Source organism: Citrobacter sp. Cf118, assembly GCF_030334095.1.
Taxonomy (GTDB): domain Bacteria; phylum Pseudomonadota; class Gammaproteobacteria; order Enterobacterales; family Enterobacteriaceae; genus Citrobacter; species Citrobacter freundii.
Window position 1 is genome coordinate 1 of sequence record NZ_JAOWES010000079.1, and the last position, 13,106, is coordinate 13,106.

Here is a 13,106-nt window from a genome sequence, read left to right on the forward strand (position 1 = left end):
CACGGGCGCGCAGGCGCTCATCGCCTGCATAATGGCCTGCGCGCCTTGCGCTACGTCGGCTTCACCGCCACGCTTTTCACCACGGATAAAGATCTTACCCGCCGGGATCACTCTTGATTGCACATCGCCCTGCGGGGTTTTCAGCACCACGGCGGAACGGTTGCCAATCAGCGCTCTGGCGATGGGGACGATAGTTTGCGTTTCCTCGGGCGTCAGGGCAAAGAAGGTCGCAATGCCGTAAGGGTTCGACAGCACCCGCACCACCTGTCCTGGGGCCGCCACTTCCACCGCCGCCAGAACACCTTCCGGCACCTTCTCCAGCAGAGTGACTTCATCAACCACCGGCATTGGCCGATGCAGGCGATTATTCACCAGCACGCCATCATCTTTTTTCAGGATGGCCGCCACCACATTGACGCCGCGATCCAGCGCTTCATTGATAAACCAAACCGCCTCAAGGAAATCCATCTCCTCACCTACCAACGGGATCCAGCCCTGGGCAAATCGATCCTCGCTCAACGCCGCCAACTTCTCCACGGCGATGGTGGTTCCCATGCCCACGCCAACGCCACCGGGCGTTTGCGGGTTATGACCAATCATCGTCGATTCGGTAATGATGGTTTCAGTGATGGTTTCCATCGCCACATCGCCAATCACCGGTGCGGCCTCGTTGATGCAAATTTTTGCTACGTCCTGCAGCGACCACGGCGTGTTATTCAGCGCCTGCTGCAGGGACGCGACTACCCCGGCGATATTATCCCGCGTGCCTTTCATACCGGTCGTGGCGACAATCCCGCTGCCGATAAACCGGCCATCCTGCGCCAACGCCACCTCGGTGGTGGCGTTGCCGATATCGATCCCTGCAATTAACGGCATGCTGCCTCCGTCACTGGCTGCCTTTACGCAGCTTATTTCTCTGCTGGTATATCTCTGCCGATTCGCGGACAAACCCGGCGTTCACCGTGGCATGCCATGTGTGTTCCAGTTCATCGGCAATGGCCTGCAACTCGGCGAACGAAGAACGAAACGGCCGCAGCGCGTTGTAGATCTCCAGAATGCGGGCATCCGGAATCGCAATCAGTTCTGCCGCACGACGAAAATTGCGCGCCACGGCATGACGCTGCATCTGCTCGGCAATCTGCGCCTGGTACTCCAGCGTTTGCTGAGAAATACGCACATCCTGCGGTCCTACGCGGCCCGCCAGCACATTCTCAAGAGTAATGTCGGTTAGCGGCTTGCCGGTAGGCGTCTGGATTTTCTCCGGGCAGCGGGTCGCTAATGGGTAATCCTGCGCAGTCATGATGTTGTCGTTCATGGTCATTCCCTTACCAGTGCAATATGCAACGTGACAGGCGCAGCATCCTGCACCACGTGTTTGGTTTCTTTGATATGAAACAGCGCGGCCTTGGCCATAAATTTAGGGCGCACCATCTGGTCATTGACCACTGGCACCGGCGAAGGCGACTCTTTGCGTGCATATCGCGCGGCGTTTTTACCAATCTGACGATAGGTTTCCAGCGTCAGCAGCGGAGCCTGAGAGAACAGCTCGAGGTTGCTTAACGGCAGCAGATCGCGCTGATGAATCACCGTGGTTCCTTTCGACTGGATGCCAATCCCGATGCCTGAGCCGCTGAGGTTTGCCGCATCCCATGCCATAAAAGAAACATCCGAGGTGCGCAGGATCCTCACTACCCGCGCATGTAATCCCTCTTCTTCGATGCCAGCAACCAGCTCTTTCAGAATCGCGTTGTGAGGCATATCAATCAGGGTTTTATGCTGGTGCTTGCCAAAGGCCGGGCCGACGCCAATCACCACTTCATCCACGCGTTCATCCGCGTTAGCCGCCTCGCCTTCGCTCACTTGTAAGGTGAAAACCGGCTTACGTTCAGTTGTGCATTCCACAGTGTTCCGCCTTATTCGATCGAGCCGGGCTGAACCACGCCCGCAATATTTTTAATTTCCGCCCAGCGTTCGGCACTGATGCGATAGCCGGTACCAGGTCCCTGATAATCATTGATGTCGTTGACGGCGCTGACGACGTCGAACTGGCGATCCAGAATGGCCGACGTTTGCAGGTAATCACCAGTAACACGCTGTCTCAGCATATTGAGGATATTGCTGGCGATATCTTCAAAACCGCTGCAACTCAACGCGCCGACGATATCCAGCCCGGTGATATTACGCTTCATCATCTCTTCCACGGCCGCCAGATCCTCCACTACATTGCGCGCAGGCATATCTTTGCTGCCGTGAGCATAAGTAGCGGCTTCCACTTCTTCATCGCTAATCAGCGGCAGGCCCAGTTCGCGGAACACCGCCTGAATGGCGCGTGCAGCCTTATTGCGTATAGCGATGGTTTCTTCTTCAGTCACCGGACGCAGACCGCCGTCAACCATCAGATCGCGTTGCAGGATGTTGTAATCATCGAAGTCTTCAGCGTCGAAGTTCGACCCGGCAAACATGTTGTCGTAGTTGGGTACCGCGCTGTAACCGGAGAAGATAAAGTCGGTACCCGGCAGCATCTGCATCAGGGTGCGGGCAGTACGGCGAATATCGGAATGAGAAAAGGTCTGGTCATTGGCGGAGGCCACTTCAAGGTCGAGCATTGAGGCAATCAGGTTTTCCGCCAGCACCGCGCGGATCCCCGAAGGCACAGCGCCGGTCATGCCGATGCAGCTGACCGCACCGTTTTGCAGCCCCTGTACGCCCGCGCCTTTAGTGATAAAAATGCAGCGCGACTCCAGATATAGCATCGATTTACTTTCGGAATAGCCCATCAGCGCTTCCGAGCCAGTGCCGGAGGTGTAGCGCATCTTCAAGCCACGCGATGCATAAGCCGAGGCGAGAAACGCTTTGGACCACGGCGTGTCATCACCGTCGGTAAACACCGATTCTGTACCATACACCGACACCGTTTCGGCATAACTGGTTAGCCCACGCATGCCCAGCTCCAGCTCCGTGGCCTCTTCAACAGAACATTGCGTCAGCACACCAGGACGACCGCACTGGGAACCCACCAGCAGCGCCAGGGCGTTAAACGGCGCGTAGCGGGCGATGCCAACCGTCGTTTCCTGCTCGGAAAAGCCACGGATCCCCGCTTCAGCAGCGTCGGCGGCAATCTGTACCGGGTTATCTTTCAGGTTGGTCACGTGGCACTGGTTGGAGGGCGTGCGTCTGGCACGCATTTTTTGCAGCGCCATCATCATCTCCACCACGTTCATTTGCGCCATCACTTCCACCGCTTTCGCCGGGGTGATGGCAGTGGTAATGGCAATAATATCTTCCCGACTGACGTGGATATCCACCAGCATTCTGGCGATCTCCAGCGCGTCGAGCTGCATGGCGTGCTCGGCCTCAGCCACGTTAATGGCGTAGTCGGCAATGAAACGGTCGATCATGTCGAACTCGGCGCGGCTCTTACCGTCCAGCTCAACAATACGACCATTTTCCACCTTCACCGACGACGCTGGATCGTAGGGGCTTTCCATGGCGATCAGCCCCTCTTCAGGCCATTCGCCAATCAGCCCATCCTGATTTACAGGCCGCTTCGCAAGTACTTCGAATCGTTTTGATCTTCTCATGATTTATTGACTCAAAAGATAAAAAATAGGGACGCCGGGCCGCATTGCCGGGGACACAACACCCGTCATTCGCCTTTCATCAGCAATGGTCGAACTCTAAATGAGCAGAACAATAAAAAAATAAAATTAATTTCGTTCCAATTTGGTACCTAATAAAAACGCATCGTTTCATATTGAAACGCAATTCAGGAATATCCATCGTGAATTGTGACGAGGTTAAATGATCATTATCAATAAACGCAAAACCGGGAAGGTGAATTTAATATCTTTGAAATTTTCGCCCTATTGACTTAATAACGTGCGGCGAGAAAATAAGGTAAAGCCAATGATAAAAATAGCTGTTGCGCGATATGTTTCGTGACCTCAGCCCTACAACATTTTCAGGAGAAACTGTGAATAAGAGCCAACAAATTGCCACCATTACGCTGGCGTCTGCAAAAAAAATGGCGCAGGCCGTTGAGGCTAAAGCGCTTGAGATCAGCGTTCCGGTGGTCTTTTCCGTGGTGGATCGCGGTGGGAATACGCTGCTAATGCAACGCATGGACGATGCGTTTGTCACCAGCTGTGATATCTCTCTTAATAAAGCGTATACCGCCTGCTGCCTGCGCCAGGGTACCCATGAAATTACCGATGCGGTACAACCTGGTGCTTCGCTATATGGTTTGCAGCTTACCAACCAACAGCGCATTGTTATTTTCGGCGGCGGTTTACCTGTCATATTAAACGGTAAATTAATTGGTGCCGTTGGCGTTAGTGGCGGCACCGTGGAACAAGACAGATTATTAGCAGAAACCGCACTGAATTGTTTCTCTGAATTATAATTTAAATCTAAGAAGGTATATTATGAGCTATCGTATGTTTGATTACCTGGTGCCAAATGTGAACTTCTTTGGCCCCAATGCTATTTCCGTTGTCGGCGAACGCTGCAAACTGTTAGGCGGTAAAAAAGCGCTGCTGGTTACTGATAAAGGTCTGCGGGCCATTAAAGACGGCGCGGTAGATAAAACCCTCGCCCATTTACGTGAAGCGGGCATTGACGTGGTGGTTTTTGATGGCGTTGAACCTAACCCCAAAGACACCAACGTGCGTGACGGTCTCGAAGTCTTTCGCAAAGAGCATTGCGATATCATCGTTACCGTCGGTGGCGGTAGCCCGCATGACTGCGGTAAAGGCATCGGTATCGCGGCAACTCACGAAGGCGATCTCTACAGCTATGCCGGGATTGAAACCCTGACCAACCCGCTGCCGCCGATCGTTGCGGTGAATACCACTGCCGGTACCGCCAGCGAAGTCACCCGCCACTGCGTGCTGACCAATACCAAGACTAAAGTGAAGTTTGTGATTGTCAGTTGGCGCAACCTGCCGTCGGTCTCCATTAACGATCCGCTGCTGATGCTCGGCAAACCCGCCCCGCTGACCGCCGCGACCGGTATGGACGCCCTGACCCACGCCGTGGAAGCCTATATTTCCAAAGATGCCAACCCGGTCACCGACGCTGCCGCTATTCAGGCTATTCGCCTGATCGCACGCAACTTGCGTCAGGCCGTAGCGCTGGGCAGCAACCTGAAAGCTCGCGAGAACATGGCCTACGCCTCTCTGCTGGCGGGTATGGCTTTCAACAACGCCAACCTCGGCTACGTTCACGCGATGGCGCATCAGCTTGGCGGTCTGTACGACATGCCGCACGGCGTGGCGAATGCCGTACTGCTGCCGCACGTGGCGCGCTATAACCTGATCGCTAACCCGGAAAAATTTGCCGACATTGCAGAGTTTATGGGCGAAAATACTGACGGACTTTCCACCATGGATGCCGCCGAACTGGCCATCCACGCCATTGCCCGTCTCTCCGCTGACATCGGCATTCCGCAGCATCTGCGCGATCTGGGCGTTAAAGAAGCCGATTTCCCGTACATGGCGGAAATGGCGCTGAAGGACGGCAACGCCTTCTCTAACCCGCGCAAAGGGAACGAGAAAGAAATTGCCGAGATCTTCCGTCAGGCATTCTGATAGTACAGGGGGCGCAATGTCACTTTCATCACCGGGCGTACATCTGTTTTATCACTCGCGCTGGCAGGATACCCGCGTGCTTGATGAGCTGTGCTGGGGGCTGGAAGAGCAAGGCGTCCCTTGCCGGGCAATCTGTTGCGACGAGCATGACTGCGCGCTGGCATTGAGCAAACTTGCGGCCAAAAGCTCAACGCTACGTGTCGGTCTGGGTCTTAACGCCACGGGTGATATTGCGTTAACCCACGCCCAGTTGCCCGAGGATCGGGCGCTGATCCGTGGTCATATCCGCGCCGGTGCAGCCCGGCTCCGCGTCCTCGGTGCTAATGCTGGTCAACTGGTCAAAGTGCTTCCCTTCAGCGAGATAAAATAAATGTACCGCATCTACACCCGAACCGGCGATAAAGGCACGACCGCACTGTTTGGCGGCAGCCGTATCGACAAAGACGACATCCGCGTTGAGGCCTATGGCACGGTGGATGAACTGATTTCCCAACTTGGCGTCTGCTATGCCAGCACGCGTCAGGCCGGGCTACGCCAGGATCTGCACGCCATACAGAAAATGCTGTTTGTTCTGGGTGCGGAACTCGCCAGCGATGAGAAAGGACTCGCTCGCTTACAACAGCGTATTGGTGAAGAGGATACTCAGGCGCTGGAGCAGCTTATTGACCGTAATATGGCGCAAAGCGGCCCGCTCAAAGAGTTTGTTATTCCGGGGAAAAATCTCGCATCGGCACAGCTACACGTTGCGCGAACCCTGACGCGCCGACTGGAGCGGGTCCTCATCGCGATGAGCAGATCGCTAACGTTACGCGATGAACCCAGGCGTTATATCAACCGACTGTCAGACGCGCTGTTCTCGATGGCGAGAATTGAAGAAACTAGTCCAGATGCTTGCGCTTAAACTGGCTGGCATCAATGTCGTACTGCTTCATCTTGCGCCACAAGGTAGTGCGACCGATATTCAACAGTTGCGACATCTCCTGCACGCGCCCGCTGGTGACGCGGGCAGCATGGATAATCGCCTCTTTTTCGATAGCGGTAAACGTCAGACTAGCAGGCAGCAGTGAAGACGCCGTCTCCAGACCTGGACGTTCGGCAAACAAATAATCCGGTAGATTGCTCAGCCGAATATGGCCGTTATCACTGCTGATGGCGATGTTTTCGATAATGCTGTTCAGCTCAAAGTCATTGCCCGGCCACGAATAGGCCACCAGTTGCGCCAGCGCGTCGTCGTCGATCTTCAAACTGTATGAAAAGCGTTTTTTCAGGCTATTCAGCCGCGTATAAATCAGCGAGGGAATACTACTGCGCCGCGCCCGCAGCGGTGGGATCACTATCTCAAAAGAGTGCAGCGCATAATACAGCTGACGGCTAAAGCGGTTTTGCTCCACCAGATTGGCGAGATCAACCGTGGTGGTGGCGATCACTTTGACATCCACCGGAATCAGCCGACGGGCATCCAGGCGGGTTAACACCCCCTGTTTGATCACCTGTAACAGCGCGGATTGCAGCTCCGGTGCCAGATATTCAATTTTTTCCAGAAACAGCGTGCCGCCGTTCGCCAGTTCAAGACGGCTCAACCGGCCATTTTCATCGTCGGTGGGCGCACTGCCCATAAAATCCTGCCCCAGTACGCTGTTGGCATACAACTGACAGTTCACGGCGATATACGGCCCGCTGGCGCGCTCGCTTTCATTGTGAATGGCCTGACTCAGCAGTTCTTTACCAACACCCTCTTCCCCACACAGCAGGATCGGGAAACTCCCCCTCGCTGCCTGGCGTCCAAAATGGATCAAGCGGCGGGTTTCCGGATCGTCAGTCGACATCTGCTCAAAGGTGTGGCTCACCTTGCCGAGCTGGCTGGTCATCAGTTGGCGCATTTGTTCCACTGGATGCAGCAGCAGAATAAAGCTGTTGCCCTGCTCCTCAACAATCGGCTTCAGGGTAATGACGGCATCAACAAACTGATGCTGGCTTTCAAAGGTAACTTCGACGTGATTCAGACCGCGGGCATGTTTGATCGCCCGGCGCAGCAGCATGGGGAGATTGAGCAGATCGTGAATGTTTTTCCCCTGACTGGCCTGCGCATCGAGATGCAAAAGCAGCGCCGCTCGCGCATTGATGAACTGCAATACGCCCTGTTCGTTCCAGGCCATCACACCATCATCCATACTCTCCAGCAGCCCGTACATCTGGTTCAGATGGCGGTTGGATTCAGCCAGCAGGCTGTCGGTCAGCAAAGAGTTGCCGACTTCTCTGGCAATCGCCAGCGTCAGGGATAAATCAGAAACGCACTCATGCTCCACCAGACAACATAGCGAGATGGAGCCGAACAGTCGACCATGGTTATCGAAGACCGGCGTCGAGCAGAACGACCACGGATGCAGCGCCTGTTTAAAATGCTGCTCGCCAGAGGTTTTTGTCGGCTGGCCCGGCATCGTCGCCAGCGACAGGGCACAACTGCCAATGATGCTTTCTGCACAGTAGCTGCCGTCACGAAACCCAAGCTCCGCCAGCTGTTCTACCGTCTGCGGATCGCCGCAACGGCTGAGAATACAGGCTGATTCATCCAGAATCAGCAGCGCGCACGGGCGGCCGTCCATAAACTCCCAGGCATCTTCCAGCGCAGCCTGAGCAATCGTCAGCAACGCCGTCTTGCGACGACAAATCGACTCAAAGGTCAGTCCCTGCGCCTGATGCGGCGCCTGCCAGGTTTCCCGCTGCATAAACTTGCTGCAACGATGCCATGACTGGGCAATGACTGAAGAGACTTCCTTCCCGATGCTATGCGTGTGCGCCGTCATATCCCTTTCCGCTGTTTAACCATAGACAACCCCTCCGGCAGAAACTGTCAGAGGGGGAGAAGATGCCGGATAAAAACCTACCGACGACTGATTAACGCGCCAGCCACTGCTGTCCCAGCAGATCTGCCGTCAAGATAGCGGCATGTACGCTTTCAGGCGTTACCGGGAACGGCATATTGTGGATGGTTTCACCTTCTGCGCAGGTCGCTTTCGCCACGGCCATGATCTTGCCGTCAACGTCTTCTTTCACGCCCATTTCCGCTAACGTTACCGGCAGGCCGACTTTCTGACAGAAATTCAGCACGGTTTCGATCTCTTCCATCGGGCTGTTTTGCAGCACCAGTTGCGCCAGCGTACCAAAGGCGACTTTTTCACCGTGGTACAAATGGTGGCACTCTTCCAGAATCGTAAAGCCGTTGTGGATCGCATGCGCCCCTGCAAGACCGCTGCTTTCAAAGCCGATGCCGCTGAGGTAAGTGTTAGCTTCGACAATACGCTCCAGCGCATCGGTCACCACGCCAGCCTGCGCAGCAAAGCGTGCCTTCTCGCCTTCCGCCAGCAGGGTATCATAGCACAAGCGCGCCAGGCTCAGCGCCGCCACGGTGGACTGTCCGCCCGCCATGCTGGTCGCTCTGGCGTCATAACAGGCTTTCGCTTCAAACCAGGTCGAGAGCGCATCGCCCATCCCGGCCACCAGCAGACGTACCGGCGCTTTGGCAATGATCGCAGTGTCCATCACCACCATATCCGGGTTTTTCGGGTAGATCAGATACTCTTCAAACTCACCGGCTTCGGTATAGATAACGGACAGCGCGCTGGTTGGCGCATCGGTAGACGCGATAGTCGGGATCACCACCACCGGCAGCTTCTGGTAGTAACCAATCGCTTTGGCAGTATCCAGCGTTTTCCCGCCGCCAATCCCAACCACGCCGCGACAACCGTGCTGTTTCAGAATGGCAATCAGTCGATTAATTTCAACATGGCTACATTCACCGTTAAAGCGTTCCGCATGGCAGCTAATGTCGTGGCTGTGCAGGCCGTTGAGTACTTTCTCTCCCGCCAGCTTCATCACGAAGTCATCCGCAATCACAAAAAAGCTGTCCGCCAGATTTTTAGCGTATTGACCAAACAAGGTGGAAGCGTCAGGACCCTGGAGATATTTGGCTGGAGATTGAATAACTTTTAGCATTCCTTTCATCCTCAAATAAGTACATGTTTTTACATGGTGAGCCCTGGCGTTAACCTGTTTGGCCTGATGCAGACGGCGAAAACGGGAGGTACCGGAGCGATGCAATAACTGTATGGCGAGGCGTGCACAAAAAAATCTTTCGTCTTTTTGTTCTGATATGAAACAGATAAAAACGGAGTACGTTCCATATTGGAACGCTTATCCACAAAAATGATAAGGTTTGCGATCCCGATCCGCTCATTTGCCACCAAATCTCCGGCACAGACGAATCTCACTTTCTTTTTTACCCACTCACTTGCCAAAAAACCGGCAAAAAAAAGCCGACAGTGCCGTATCAGCTGCATTCATCGCGAGAGAAAAAAGTCGAGCGAGCTCGCATTGTGATCGTTCCTCGTTATTTTCAGTTTCATTATGGAACAAAAAACAATACCAACGTTCCGTAATGAAACTCATTTTAACGTTGTTTTTTTCCGCGCTGACTTCGCCAGAATCTCTCTATCGCCTCCGTACCATGACCATGCTTCCGGGGGTTTGTCTTACACTCAACCTCAAGGAGCCGTTATGTCTCAATTCTTTTTTAATCAACGCACCCATCTCGTGAGCGACGTCATCGACGGTACGATTATCGCCAGCCCGTGGAATAACCTGGCGCGTCTGGAAAGCGATCCGGCCATTCGCATCGTGGTCCGTCGTGACCTCAACAAAAATAACGTGGCGGTAATTTCCGGCGGTGGTTCAGGGCACGAACCCGCGCACGTTGGGTTTATCGGTAAAGGTATGCTAACCGCTGCGGTTTGCGGCGACGTTTTCGCTTCCCCGAGCGTGGATGCGGTACTGACCGCCATCCAGGCGGTAACCGGTGAGGCGGGCTGTTTATTGATCGTGAAAAATTACACCGGTGACCGTCTTAATTTCGGTCTCGCCGCCGAGAAAGCCCGTCGCCTTGGTTACAACGTTGAAATGCTGATTGTTGGCGACGACATCTCCCTGCCTGATAACAAACACCCACGCGGCATTGCGGGAACCATCCTGGTGCATAAAATCGCAGGCTATTTTGCCGAACGCGGCTACAACCTCGCCACCGTCCTGCGTGAAGCGCAGTACGCGGCCAATAACACCTTCAGCCTGGGCGTTGCGCTTTCCAGCTGTCATCTGCCGCAAGAAGCCGACGCCGCCCCGCGTCATCATCCGGGCCACGCGGAACTGGGCATGGGCATTCACGGCGAACCAGGCGCATCGGTTATCGACACCCAGAACAGTGCGCAGGTGGTGAACCTGATGGTGGATAAACTGATGGCAGCCCTGCCTGAAACCGGCCGTCTGGCGGTGATGGTTAACAATCTTGGCGGCGTTTCCGTTGCCGAAATGGCCATCATTACCCGCGAACTGGCCAGCAGCCCGCTGCACCCACGTATCGACTGGCTGATTGGCCCGGCCTCACTGGTCACCGCTCTGGATATGAAAGGCTTTTCACTGACGGCCATCGTGCTGGAAGAGAGCATCGAAAAAGCGTTACTCACCGAGGTGGAAACCAGCAACTGGCCGACGCCGGTCCCGCCGCGTGAAATCAGTTGTGTACCATCATCTCAGCGTAGCGCACGCGTGGAATTCCAGCCTTCGGCGAACGCCATGGTGGCCGGGATTGTGGAACTTGTCACCACAACCCTTTCCGATCTGGAGACTCATCTTAATGCGCTGGACGCCAAAGTCGGCGATGGCGATACCGGTTCGACCTTTGCCGCTGGCGCGCGTGAAATTGCCAGTCTGTTGCATCGCCAGCAGTTGCCGCTGGATAACCTTGCCACGCTGTTCGCGCTGATTGGCGAACGTCTGACCGTAGTGATGGGTGGTTCCAGCGGTGTGCTGATGTCTATTTTCTTTACCGCTGCGGGGCAGAAACTGGAACAGGGAGCTAGCGTTGCCGAATCCCTGAATACGGGACTGGCGCAGATGAAGTTCTACGGCGGCGCAGACGAAGGCGATCGCACCATGATTGATGCGCTGCAACCAGCCCTGACTTCGCTGCTCACGCAGCCGCAAAATCTGCAGGCCGCATTCGACGCCGCGCAAGCGGGAGCCGAACGAACCTGTTTGTCGAGCAAAGCCAATGCCGGTCGCGCATCGTATCTCAGCAGCGAAAGCCTGCTCGGAAATATGGACCCCGGCGCGCACGCCGTAGCGATGGTGTTTAAAGCGCTGGCAGAGAGTGAGTTGGGATAAGCCATAAGTACCTGATGCGCTGCGCTTATCAGGCCTACGAGTGCAAAGCTTTGTAGGCCGGATAAGGCAACGCCGACATCCGGCGGACGTTAACGATAAACGCGGATCCCGCCCTCTACGCCGCGGCTAAACAGCACCTGCCAAAGCTCAATATCTCTGGCGCGGAAAGCCCCTGCGCACGCGCATAAATAGTAATTAAACATTCTTCTGAAGGTGGCGGAATAACGTGATGACAGCTCCGGCCATGCCTGATTAAAGCGCTCATGCCAGGCCATCAGCGTTTTATCGTAATCGCTGCCGAAGTTATGCCAGTCTTCCATCACAAACCGTGATTCGCTGGCCTCGGCAATATGGGAAATCGCCGGTAAGCAGCCGTTCGGGAAAATGTATTTATTGATCCACGGATCGACGCTCATCCCTTTTTTATTGCTACCAATGGTATGCAGCAGGAACAGTCCGTCTGGTTTTAAACAACGGTCGGCGATACTGAAATAGGTGTCGTAGTTTTTCGGCCCGACATGTTCAAACATCCCCACGGAGACAATGCGATCGTAGTGTTTATTAAGATCGCGATAATCCTGCAGCAGAATGTTAACGTCCAACCCTTCACAGCGCTGCTGCGCCATTTTCTGCTGCTCTTTGGAAATGGTAACGCCTTCTACTGCCACGCCATAATGACGCGCCGCATATTCCGCCAACCCGCCCCAGCCACAACCGATATCGAGTAAACGCATACCCGGTTTAAGCTGCAGCTTCTCGCAGATCATTTTTAATTTGGCATTTTGCGCATCGTTTAATGTGGTTGCATCTTTCCAGTAACCGCAGGAATATTGCATATGCGGATCAAGCATCAGCGCAAAGAGATCGTTACCAATATCATAATGCTCTTTACCGACGATCCATGCACGGCTACGTGACTGCAAATTAAACAGGCGCGCGCTGGCAATGCGTAAAATATCTTTCAGATTACCAGGCATCTGCTGGTCGAGTTTTGCTTTCAGGATTTTGCAGAACAGAATATCGAGCCGTTCGCAGTCCCACCAGCCTTCCATATAGCTTTCGCCAAGCCCTAATGAGCCTTGCTGCAATACTCGTTTAAAGAAACCGGTATGATGAAGTTGAATGTCCCAGGCGCGTGAGCCATTAATTCTGATATCCGCTTGCGAAAGCAGCTCTTTTCCCATTCGGGTCCAGTTATCATTTGTTTCATTGACGATGACAGCATCTGAACAAAGCGAGTTCATGGTATTTACCAAAAGTGGGCTAAAAATTATTACGCAAGATTATTATGGAAAAAAGAGTGTA

The 13,106-nt window shown here is 54.3% G+C and carries 12 protein-coding genes; 5 read left to right on the forward strand and 7 right to left on the reverse strand.

Features of this window, described 5'->3' with window-relative positions; genetic code table 11:
• From OGX67_RS08810 to OGX67_RS08825, 4 genes are all read right to left on the reverse strand, one after another.
• Positions 1 to 876 (reverse strand): diol dehydratase reactivase subunit alpha (locus OGX67_RS08810; RefSeq protein WP_286526051.1); only part of this gene is annotated, 876 nt, incomplete at its 3' end.
• 10 nt (positions 877 to 886) lie between these two features.
• Positions 887 to 1,315, reverse strand: coding sequence for a diol dehydratase small subunit (locus OGX67_RS08815; protein WP_257651749.1), 429 nt, complete (start codon positions 1,313 to 1,315; stop codon positions 887 to 889).
• Positions 1,316 to 1,317: 2 nt separating this feature from the next.
• Complete coding sequence (locus OGX67_RS08820) at positions 1,318 to 1,902, reverse strand: propanediol/glycerol family dehydratase medium subunit (protein WP_003024724.1); 585 nt, start codon at positions 1,900 to 1,902, stop codon at positions 1,318 to 1,320.
• An 11-nt stretch (positions 1,903 to 1,913) separates the two neighbouring features.
• On the reverse strand, positions 1,914 to 3,581 hold the full coding sequence (locus OGX67_RS08825; protein ID WP_048217121.1) for a propanediol/glycerol family dehydratase large subunit: 1,668 nt from the start codon (positions 3,579 to 3,581) through the stop codon (positions 1,914 to 1,916).
• 392 nt (positions 3,582 to 3,973) lie between these two features.
• On the opposite strand from OGX67_RS08825, the gene OGX67_RS08830 reads away from it, so the two are divergent.
• From OGX67_RS08830 to OGX67_RS08845, 4 genes are read left to right on the forward strand one after another with little or no spacing between them, the layout of a single operon-like run.
• Positions 3,974 to 4,402 carry a GlcG/HbpS family heme-binding protein gene (locus tag OGX67_RS08830; protein WP_257651750.1) on the forward strand — a complete coding sequence of 143 codons (429 nt, stop codon included), beginning with the start codon at positions 3,974 to 3,976 and terminating at the stop codon, positions 4,400 to 4,402.
• A gap of 22 nt (positions 4,403 to 4,424) precedes the next feature.
• Complete coding sequence (gene dhaT, locus OGX67_RS08835) at positions 4,425 to 5,588, forward strand: 1,3-propanediol dehydrogenase (protein ID WP_003024734.1); 1,164 nt, start codon at positions 4,425 to 4,427, stop codon at positions 5,586 to 5,588.
• Between the two features lie 16 nt (positions 5,589 to 5,604).
• On the forward strand, positions 5,605 to 5,958 hold the full coding sequence (locus OGX67_RS08840) for a glycerol dehydratase reactivase beta/small subunit family protein (RefSeq protein ID WP_032950260.1): 354 nt from the start codon (positions 5,605 to 5,607) through the stop codon (positions 5,956 to 5,958).
• A complete protein-coding gene (locus tag OGX67_RS08845; RefSeq protein WP_003841452.1) occupies positions 5,959 to 6,489 on the forward strand; it encodes a cob(I)yrinic acid a,c-diamide adenosyltransferase in 531 nt (176 codons plus the stop codon).
• On the opposite strand, the gene dhaR is transcribed toward OGX67_RS08845, so the two are convergent.
• Complete coding sequence (dhaR, locus tag OGX67_RS08850; protein WP_193863309.1) at positions 6,467 to 8,392, reverse strand: dihydroxyacetone kinase operon transcriptional regulator DhaR; 1,926 nt, start codon at positions 8,390 to 8,392, stop codon at positions 6,467 to 6,469. The two genes, OGX67_RS08845 and dhaR, sit on opposite strands and share 23 nt — an antisense overlap.
• A 91-nt stretch (positions 8,393 to 8,483) precedes the next feature.
• Positions 8,484 to 9,581, reverse strand: a complete 1,098-nt coding sequence (locus tag OGX67_RS08855) for a glycerol dehydrogenase (protein ID WP_003024745.1) — start codon at positions 9,579 to 9,581, stop codon at positions 8,484 to 8,486.
• Positions 9,582 to 10,142: 561 nt separating this feature from the next.
• On the opposite strand from OGX67_RS08855, the gene OGX67_RS08860 reads away from it, so the two are divergent.
• Positions 10,143 to 11,801 carry a glycerone kinase gene (locus OGX67_RS08860; RefSeq protein ID WP_257651751.1) on the forward strand — a complete coding sequence of 553 codons (1,659 nt, stop codon included), beginning with the start codon at positions 10,143 to 10,145 and terminating at the stop codon, positions 11,799 to 11,801.
• A gap of 89 nt (positions 11,802 to 11,890) precedes the next feature.
• Here OGX67_RS08860 and cfa read toward each other — a convergent pair whose 3' ends face one another.
• Entirely contained in the window at positions 11,891 to 13,045 is a 1,155-nt protein-coding gene (gene cfa, locus OGX67_RS08865; protein ID WP_003846231.1) for a cyclopropane fatty acyl phospholipid synthase, read from the reverse strand.
• Between the last annotated feature and the right edge of the window lie 61 nt (positions 13,046 to 13,106).

Bases quoted from the DNA above. Each gene is read 5' to 3' on its own strand.
- OGX67_RS08815 (WP_257651749.1), bottom strand. From the start codon at position 1,315: ATGAACGACAACATCATGACTGCGCAGGATTACCCATTAGCGACCCGC.
- OGX67_RS08825 (WP_048217121.1), bottom strand. From the start codon at position 3,581: ATGAGAAGATCAAAACGATTCGAAGTACTTGCGAAGCGGCCTGTAAAT.
- dhaT (WP_003024734.1), top strand. From the start codon at position 4,425: ATGAGCTATCGTATGTTTGATTACCTGGTGCCAAATGTGAACTTCTTT.
- OGX67_RS08840 (WP_032950260.1), top strand. From the start codon at position 5,605: ATGTCACTTTCATCACCGGGCGTACATCTGTTTTATCACTCGCGCTGG.
- OGX67_RS08845 (WP_003841452.1), top strand. From the start codon at position 5,959: ATGTACCGCATCTACACCCGAACCGGCGATAAAGGCACGACCGCACTG.
- dhaR (WP_193863309.1), bottom strand. From the start codon at position 8,392: ATGACGGCGCACACGCATAGCATCGGGAAGGAAGTCTCTTCAGTCATT.
- OGX67_RS08855 (WP_003024745.1), bottom strand. From the start codon at position 9,581: ATGCTAAAAGTTATTCAATCTCCAGCCAAATATCTCCAGGGTCCTGAC.
- OGX67_RS08860 (WP_257651751.1), top strand. From the start codon at position 10,143: ATGTCTCAATTCTTTTTTAATCAACGCACCCATCTCGTGAGCGACGTC.
- cfa (WP_003846231.1), bottom strand. From the start codon at position 13,045: ATGAACTCGCTTTGTTCAGATGCTGTCATCGTCAATGAAACAAATGAT.